Source organism: Candidatus Saccharimonadales bacterium (genome assembly GCA_036397795.1).
Taxonomy (GTDB): Bacteria; Patescibacteriota; Saccharimonadia; order Saccharimonadales; family DASWIF01; genus DASWIF01.
Map to the genome: position 1 here is coordinate 1 of DASWIF010000002.1, position 8,621 is coordinate 8,621.

Below are 8,621 nucleotides of genomic sequence, written 5' to 3' on the forward strand. Positions count from 1 at the left end.
GGGCCGGCTGCTTAGGGTTATCGGTCGCGGGCCGGAACATGATTATCTTACGTCTTTGGCCGGGCCATCGGTAGAATTTTACACCGATCTTAATGATCAGGAGGTGGCCGAAGCTTTGTGGCACGCCGAAGCCTTAATCTCACCTGGGGTAGAAGATTTTGGCATTACTGCCGTTGAGGCCTTGGCTGCCGGCTGTCCGGTCATAGCAATTCGCGGCGGGGGCAGCAAAGACATTATTGAAGATAACAAGACCGGCATATTTTTTGACGAACAGAGCGTTAAGTCGCTTGAGTCGGCGTTAAAAACTTTTAAATCGAGCCGGTTTGAGGCCGCGGACTTAACCGCGGCGGCGGAAAAATTTTCAGCGGTGAGGTTTAGAGAAAAGATAACGGAGTTGATTAGCGGACTTTAAGGAAAATCTGATTTAAATATGATTTAAATCAGATTTAGAAAATTTAAATATTTGAGGAAAAAATTTATCACTAAAGGCAGCGATACAAACTCATTTTAGAAGAGGAATGAAAAATTTCGGTAGCCGCATTTTAGGCGGCTTGGTTTGCCCTTACCAGGGCTGGTATTTTGCCACCTTTATCGTAAAGGTGGCGCCAAAACCTCGGACGGCTTCAAAACAGTGATTGAAGCAGACCGCTTTTAGCAGCTGGCCTGCAGAACTCCTCACTAATCGTTCGTCAGACAGGCTTCGGCCCTAGACGCTGCTTAACCGGTCTGTTTCATCAGTTTCTGCAGATGTCCGATAGAATAAACCCCTAGCTGCTATCTACCATCTACTAACTACTAACTTAAGATGCGGGGGCCGGGGAATAAAAGCCAATATACAACCAGATGTTCTGAGTGTGTTCTATAATAAAACCATGACCATGCGCCCGACCAAGAAACAGAAAGAACTGTTGGACTTTATCAGCAATTTTATTGCCGGACACGGTTTTGGCCCGAGTTACCGCGAGATCCAAAAAGGTTTGGGCTATCGGTCGGTCAGCACTGTGGCTACCCACATCGATAATCTGATAGCCCGCGGGCATCTAAACAAGCGGAACAAATCCGCTCGCTCACTGGAAGTCAACAAGCAAGAGGATGAAGACGGTCCTGAGGGTAAGGTCAGACCAGAACAGGAAAAATGGCTGGTTAGCCTAATCGGCCAACGGTTTTCTGAAGTCGAATCGGTCGGTAAACCGACTACCAAGCAAATAGACGAAATGTACGTCTTAGTGGGGGCACTGAAAGTACTGGGACTTGAAGCAGCGGCCAAAGCTTTTATCGGACGGCTGAAAATTATAAAAGATAAAGTTTAGTTTGGCTTCTCCCCCGTGACATTTTTCCTACTTGGACCGCCAAGTAGGGCAAGCTCCTGGGCGCGTAGAGACAAGATAGGGCAACCGTAAGTTCAAAGCTGAGCTGCGAAACTCGGTTCACCTTTATCTTTGACTTTTGCCACTGGCAACAAGTCAAGAGAAGACTAGCCTCAAACATCCTCGCTCCGAGACGCTTTTAACTTCAGGTTGCTTCTTCTGTTCTCCTTATGCCCATAGAGACTGAATAAGATCTATTGTTACGGAAGATCTTAACCCTGTTATATAGCAATCTTTAATTTACAGGGCTATTAAATAATCGGCTCAAACAGGCCGAATGAGCCGATTATAATGCTTGACCCCAGGCAGTTTATTTGTGTCTGGGAGTCCAGGCGTCTATGAGCTTGACCGCAAGTAGACCGGCCAGGCCATATACCACCAAACCGAACAGGGCGGTAAAGTCGATAACAAAACCGCCATCTAATACAGCCGATTGGAAGATGTTCCTAAACGGAGAGAGAATCTCCCCCGAGGTTTGATAGATCCAATCCACAAACCCATTGTCGGCGTTGGCATCAAACAGCCGCAAAATAAAGCGCAAACTGATGATGGCGGCGACGAACATCATTATCCAATCGACCAGCCTTCTTAACATAATTGACATGTCCATATAGACACCCCTCCTTGTTTATGGCCTCATTATAGCAAAATCAGTGATTTTGCAGTTTAAATTTGTCAATTTAAACCCTCGGGCTTTTGTGGAGTATTATTTTAAGCCCTCAATAGGCTGTATCAAGCTAACTTGACACTAGTCAATTTTCATTTGGGAAATACAACGTCTGTGGCGGCTGGTTGATAGTAATATGCGGCCTGGAGTAGTATGAACTCATGGCTGTAAAAACTATATCTGGCGGAGTGGTGCATAAAATGCCAGCGGATTTAAAGAAGACTTTGACTGGGGATGATAAGGTGCTCAAGGCCTGGAAAGACATTACCCCGCTGGCGCGCAATGAGTTCGTTTGCTGGGTCGAAGATGCCAAAAAGCCTGAGACAAGGGCGCGCAGAATCAGAAGAACGGCTGAAGAGCTGGCGGAAGGCCAGCGCCGGCCGTGTTGCTGGGTCGGGTGTGTACATCGTACGGATAAACCAATGAGTGCCACTCAAAAGTGGGTGGTCGGTAAGAAATCTAAGAAGTCCTAATAAATTGTAACTTCATAAAAAAAAAGGAACATTTGTCCCTGTTTCTTTTTGGCTCCGGGGAGAGGATGACGTCCGCCAGCTGGCGGACTATTCCGTCGGTCCGTTACTCGAAACAAGTTTCTGCGTTACTCCCTCCTCGCGAACCTCATTTGCTAGCGCAAAAGTACGGTTCGAATCCCTTCTCTGGGCAAGAAAATGGACCGTCAACAGACAGTCCATTTTCTTGGCTCCGGGGAGAGGATTCGAACCTCCGACCTAAGCGTTAACAGCGCCCCGCTCTACCGCTGAGCTACCCCGGAATACGGGCTTTGACGAACTCCCGTCCTCGGTAGCTCTTCAGTTGTTTCTCTCGCTGAAGTGCTTCAGAGCGGGTGGCAGTCGACTCTTCATAAATCAACTCCCATCTACCCTTAAACCGAGATGTGTAGCCTTTAAAAGCGTGGGTGTTATGCAAGTACATCCGATACGGTAAGTTTACCGTTTGGCCTATATACAGCTTACCGACTTCACGATTATATATAGCATAGACCGTAAACATACCGATAAGTTACCCTATCCGCTCTACCTCCGCCAGCTGGCGGAGAGCTACCCCGGAATGAAAGAACAAGGGGATTATAACGACAATAACCCGGGCAGTAAACGCTTTAACAGGTATTATCTAATCATAAGAATAGTAAATAAAGCTATGACTCTAATATCCAGGACATCTTCTGTTAAAGTATCTATATTGAACTGGAGGCGATTTATATGAAGAAGTTAGTAGGCATGTTAATGGTAGTCGTATTTGTTGCTGGTCTGACGGCCTTGCCGGTGTTTGCCGTGGTTAAATCCGACGACACGGTAATTGTGCGGGCGGATGAGGTTATCAATGACGATTTCTTTGCGGCCGGCGAGGCAGTAACAATAGAGGGGACGATTAACGGCGACGTTTACGTAGGGGCCGAACGCCTGACTATCAGCGGGACGATTAACGGCGACGTGATTGCCGGCGCGAACACGATTGAAGTAACTGGTACGATTCGGGACGACCTAAGAGCCGGCGGCAACAACATCAGCCTGATTGGGGCGGACATTGGTGATAGCGTGAGCATTGGCGGAAATGAGCTCAGTATTGACGCTACCAGCAAAGTTGACGGCGGACTGGTGTTTGGCGGCCGGTTATTAAGTTTGAGCGGGCCGGTTGACCGCGGGGTGACGGCGGCGGTTGATACCGTCCGGATTAATAGCGCTGTTGGCAAAACCGCGCGGATTACAGCCACAAACATCACGATTGATGAAAATGCGGTTATCCGCGGCGATTTGGAATACCAATCAGAAAACGAACCAACCATCAGCGGAATCGTCAGGGGGGAGGTCATAAAGGGCGAAGGACGGGGCCTGAATATCAACGCCGAGACCTTTTTGCGCAACGTGGCAATCGGTTTTTCTGCCTGGGCTTATGTGGCGGCGGCCTTAGTGGGCGGCGTGATGATGGTCTTAGCGCCGCGGGCATTTAAAAAGTCACACCAGAAATTTATGGAAAAGCCTTGGCAGACCGCCGGTTGGGGCGCAGTAGCGTGGCTGGCGGCCGTCCCGGCGGCGATCATATTGTTCGTGACGATTTTTGGAATTCCGCTTGGCGTATTGACACTGATTGCTTGGCTGGTGTCGATATATCTTGCTAAAATCTTCGTGTCCTACAGCGTCGGGCTGACAGTCTTTAAGTACTTTTGGGGTAAGAACTTTAAGCCCCATGCCTACTTAGCGCTACTGGTCGGATTGCTGCTTTACTACGGGCTAAGAATCTTACCCTACGTCGGGCTGCCGGTCCGGCTGGCCACGACCGTTATTGGACTAGGTATGATCGTGTCGATGTTTGGCAAATCAGCCGCGGTTGGCAAAGCGTCGTCGAGCTAGCTTAAAGAGTCTAGCGAGCGTAAATTTTGGCGATTTCTTTGGCCATGATGGCAAAGCCGGTGTCAATCTCGGCTTTTGGCCGGGCAATGTTTAGCCGCAGACATTGGCGGGCGTGGGGCCAACCGTGCATTGAAGCCGGGAAGAAATACTCGCCGGGAACAACGATGACGCCGTGTTTTTTCAGCCGCTGATACAACTCCTTGGTGGTAATCGGTAGCTTATCGAGCCAAAGCCAGAAGAAATACGAACCCTCGTGTTTGTGGATACGATAAGGCAAATCCGGGTCAAACGCTTTTGAAAACGCCCGGCGAGCATAAGCTACTTTGTCGGCATAGTAGGGCTTGATGATGTCGCGTGATAACCGCAGCAACTCGCCGCTTTTTAGCATTGGTTCGACTAACAACTGGCCGATATTGGGATTAGCCAACGACACTATGGCCGTCGTCTTGGTGATAGCGGCCGCGATATCCTCCCGGGCGATAAAGATGCCAGTTCTAACTCCTGGCAGGCCAACTTTTGACAGGCTAAGGCTGACAACCAAATCCTGAGCCCAATCCAATCCGGTTAAATCTTCTACGATGCCAGGAAACGGCAGGCCGTAAGCGCAGTCGATGATGAGCGGTACGCCTTTTTTGCCGGCCAGTTTTCGAACGGATGTCAGCTCGCCGTGGGTGATAACATTACCGGTCGGGTTGGTCGGGCGAGACAAACAAACGGCGCCGACGCTGTCATCGATTTTGAGCGAATTGATATCGACGTGATATTTAAACTCGTGCTGGCCTATCAGTTCGATCTCCGGCTTAGCAGCCTTAAACATATCATTAGACAAACCCTGATCGAGGTAGCCGATATATTCTGGAGCCAGCGGTAGGAGAATGTGCCGGCGGCCACTGGCCATTTGGCCGGCTAGTAAATTGAACAGTATAAAGAATCCGGTTTGCGAGCCGGGAGTGACGGCAATGTTGGCTGCTGTTACTGGCCAATCCAACTGCTCGTTTAAAAACTTGACCAAAGTCTTAATGAACTTGGTGTTACCCTGCGGTGTGTCGTAATTATTCAACGCCTCGGTACTTAGCTGGTCAGAATTGGCAATGGTTTTTAGCTCGGTCTTAAGCGCGGTTTGGACAGCCGGAATATGAGCCGGATTGCCGCCGCCAAACATAGCCGTGACCGACCCGCCGGACATGGCCTTGCCCAGATCATCCATTAGCTTGAGAATGCCGGAATCAGCGGTGATCTTTTGGCCCCATTTGGATAGCTTCATCCGCATATTGTAACGCACTAGCGTTGTAAGGAGGGGGACACCCCCTCCTTAGACTTCGCCTAGCGGCTTCGTGATTCTCCCCCGAAGAGGTATCAATAAAACCGGCAGAGCTCGGATTTCATTGATGAATTAGTAAAATATACGGCTCAGGTATGAATGAGCCGTGTTTTGGACTATTAAATGACAAGTTGCTGAAATTAATGCCTACCCCGCACCGAACTTGTATTGATGGTGTGGTCAAATGTTCTCTGCTATCTGCTAAATCTTTGTTATCTGAAATATGGTATATGCCAAATATTCCTTTAAGTCGGCTCAAACTCGGTGTGAACCGAATCTTTTAGTTACTAATCCAATGGTTGTTTGATATACAATTGTGCTTATGGATGATGACAAGCCAACACCAAAACAGGACCCAGAAGAAATTGTTGACGGAGCCAGTACGGCGACTAGTGAACCAGTTAAAGAAAATCAAGAACAGTCCCCTCCGGTTATGACCGAGTCACTTGAGCCGCCAGATCAAGCGGCCGAATCGCACCAATCGGAAACAGTAACCGGAAACGTGCACAGTAAAAGCCGGATACTAATGTTGATATTGCTGATCTTGTTGGTGGTTGGCGGAGCGCTGGCTTGGGTTTGGTTTGCACTCGGTGATGACGCCAACACCAACCAGGACACCAACCAGGCAACCGCGACTATTTCTTCGTACGAGGATTGCGTTGACGCTGGCTATCCGGTAGCTGAGAGCTACCCCGAACAGTGCAGTGTGCCCGGCGGCGAGACGTTTACAAGAGAACTTAGTGAGGATGAGAAAAAAGAGACGTCTATTCCTGATGGATATATAGAGTACAACAACGAGGAGCTCGGTTTTTCGTTTGCTTATCCGGAGGAATGGGGAGAAGTTTCATTATCTGAACGTTCAGGCTTACCTGCTATTGTTGGCAGTGAGTATCAAATTAAGTTCAGCAACGTTTCGACAATAAAGGCTGAAGTGGACACAACTGATTATAAAAATACAGGGGGTGTAGGCAGTGGCTATAGCTATTCTGGACCAGGATTTACTGATTATGGGCGAGAGGTTAATTCATTGGAAGATGGGCAATATTTACAAGTGCTAGATAACAAGTCGGACTACGTTGTTTTTGAAAAATTAGATTGTGTAGACATAACTTATGTACTTCTGTCTCTAATACCCTTTGACGACAACAAACTGGCAGGTATCGGATTTGGATATTCCAAAGATTTACAAGGCACTGGAGCCTGCACAGATCAAGAAAGCGACAGCGTAAGCAAATATCACGAAACTATAACTCAGGCGCAGTTTACTAATGTTGCTAAGACTGTGAAGCAGCTATAACTTTGCGGTTACTTTACAAACTTTAACCCGAGTAGGTGCATGGAAGACGAAAATATTGAAGCAAAACACAAAATATGACAAGACACTCTACAAAGCTGAAGGTGGCGCTCTAGGTCAGGATAAGTACATAGTTGATGTTGTCGTAGAAGGAATCCACTATGTGTTTACTGACTACCCAAAACGAAGCTGACTATGGTAATAACAATATTGGCACTATTCCCGAACTTGTAGAATCATTAGATAAACTTACGGACATTTTTGCCCAAATAAACTGAGATAAAAGTTTAAGAGGCCTGCCATATAGTGCCCGAGCTTAAAACAGCTCGAACGGCAGACCTCTTGATGGTCAATTGTCTGGGGACCAGAGGTTTCTGGTCTCGAACGGATCGAGGTGGAGGTCGAAGACCTCCCGGTTGTCGTTTCCAGTCAATGGGTCCAGCGCGTCGTAGTCGACGATGTGGAACTCCACTGACCAGGTGGCTACCCAAGCCGGTAACAACAACTGGCCCTTGATGAGCTTTCTGGGCATCTCGATAATGGCGGCTCGTGGCTTTGGGCCAAGGCCGTGTAGGTACTGCCCAAAGTCGACTCCGTCAAAGACGTGGTCGTTTTGTGAAGTACCAGCCCAACCGAGGATGGTTGGTGCCAGGTCGATCGTGCTCACGACGGCGTTGGTAAACCGAGGCTGGATGCTCGGCCCGACGACGCCAAACGGAATCCGAATTGCCTCGGAGTACGGCCACTGCTTGGAAGCCAGCATGCCTCGTTCGCCCCATGTCAGGCCTTGATCGCTCATGAACACCAAGTAGGTGTTGTCAAACGTGCCAGCGGCCTTGAGCTCGTCCACTATCCGGGTGACAGCGCGATCCACCCGGCGAAGAGCCATCACTTGATTGCCAACGACATCGTTGGGGTTCGTCTGATCTGCAGGCTGACCATAGAACCGGCGAGCCGGATCACACGGAGTGTCTGACCAAAAGGTGTTATCACCAGTTGTCAGAAATTCGGGCGCGCCTCCGTGGAGCCTGTCGGCCAGGCCGGGCTTCAGCGCGCAAACGTCGACCGGATCCAACGCGTCGGCTGGATGCGGGTACGCGCCCATGTGGGGAGCATACATGCTTACGAAGGCAAAGAACGGCTGGCCGGCTTCTGACTTGCGCCGAATGAACGAACGGGTTCGGTTGGTCACGACATCAGTTGCGTAGACCGACTTGACCTTCTTCTCTCTCGTCACCTCGCCGCTGGGCCTGGCCATAGACCTGGTACCATCGGCTTTACCGGCCTCTAGGTAGGGGTTGTCGTTACTCGAGCGCCACTGGACGAACCGGACGCGGCCGTGCTGGTTGAGTACGATCTCATCGTGGTTGAGGTAGCGCTGGTAAAGCAACCCGCCGGAACCGGGAATGACCGGATCCTCAGATGAACTTTTGGCATAGTTCATGCCGTACCACTCTGTCCAACACGGCGGGACGTATAGATTCTGCTTGAACGTCTTGGGTTGGCCGAAGGGGTACTCGTTGAGGTACTTGCCGGCCAGCATGGTGCTGTAACCAGCTTCCTCCAACCAGCACGGCAGGTAGCTGCCGGTGGACTCGAACAA

8 protein-coding genes and 1 tRNA gene are annotated in these 8,621 nt (G+C 49.5%); 5 read left to right on the forward strand and 4 right to left on the reverse strand.

Annotated elements, in window-relative coordinates:
* On the forward strand, positions 1-412 hold a 412-nt coding region (locus VGA08_00025), incomplete at its 5' end, for a glycosyltransferase (protein HEX9679001.1).
* A 460-nt stretch (positions 413-872) separates the two neighbouring features.
* Complete coding sequence (locus tag VGA08_00030) at positions 873-1,310, forward strand: hypothetical protein (protein HEX9679002.1); 438 nt, start codon at positions 873-875, stop codon at positions 1,308-1,310.
* 367 nt (positions 1,311-1,677) lie between these two features.
* Here the strand turns inward: VGA08_00030 and VGA08_00035 are convergent, their stop codons facing one another.
* Positions 1,678-1,971, reverse strand: coding sequence for a YggT family protein (locus tag VGA08_00035; protein HEX9679003.1), 294 nt, complete (start codon positions 1,969-1,971; stop codon positions 1,678-1,680).
* Between the two features lie 224 nt (positions 1,972-2,195).
* On the opposite strand from VGA08_00035, the gene VGA08_00040 reads away from it, so the two are divergent.
* Positions 2,196-2,507, forward strand: coding sequence for a YdeI/OmpD-associated family protein (locus VGA08_00040; GenBank protein HEX9679004.1), 312 nt, complete (start codon positions 2,196-2,198; stop codon positions 2,505-2,507).
* A gap of 224 nt (positions 2,508-2,731) precedes the next feature.
* Here VGA08_00040 and VGA08_00045 read toward each other — a convergent pair.
* Positions 2,732-2,806: transfer RNA gene (locus tag VGA08_00045), tRNA-Asn, on the reverse strand.
* Between the two features lie 448 nt (positions 2,807-3,254).
* Between VGA08_00045 and VGA08_00050 the strand changes: the two genes are divergently transcribed.
* A complete protein-coding gene (locus VGA08_00050; protein ID HEX9679005.1) occupies positions 3,255-4,403 on the forward strand; it encodes a hypothetical protein in 1,149 nt (382 codons plus the stop codon).
* 10 nt (positions 4,404-4,413) lie between these two features.
* Here VGA08_00050 and VGA08_00055 read toward each other — a convergent pair whose 3' ends face one another.
* Positions 4,414-5,667: a valine--pyruvate transaminase gene (locus VGA08_00055; GenBank protein HEX9679006.1), complete on the reverse strand. Its 1,254-nt coding sequence runs from the start codon at positions 5,665-5,667 to the stop codon at positions 4,414-4,416.
* 379 nt (positions 5,668-6,046) lie between these two features.
* On the opposite strand from VGA08_00055, the gene VGA08_00060 reads away from it, so the two are divergent.
* Positions 6,047-7,021: a hypothetical protein gene (locus VGA08_00060; protein HEX9679007.1), complete on the forward strand. Its 975-nt coding sequence runs from the start codon at positions 6,047-6,049 to the stop codon at positions 7,019-7,021.
* 346 nt (positions 7,022-7,367) lie between these two features.
* Here the strand turns inward: VGA08_00060 and VGA08_00065 are convergent.
* Positions 7,368-8,621: sulfatase-like hydrolase/transferase (locus VGA08_00065; GenBank protein ID HEX9679008.1), on the reverse strand; the 1,254-nt coding region annotated here is incomplete at its 5' end.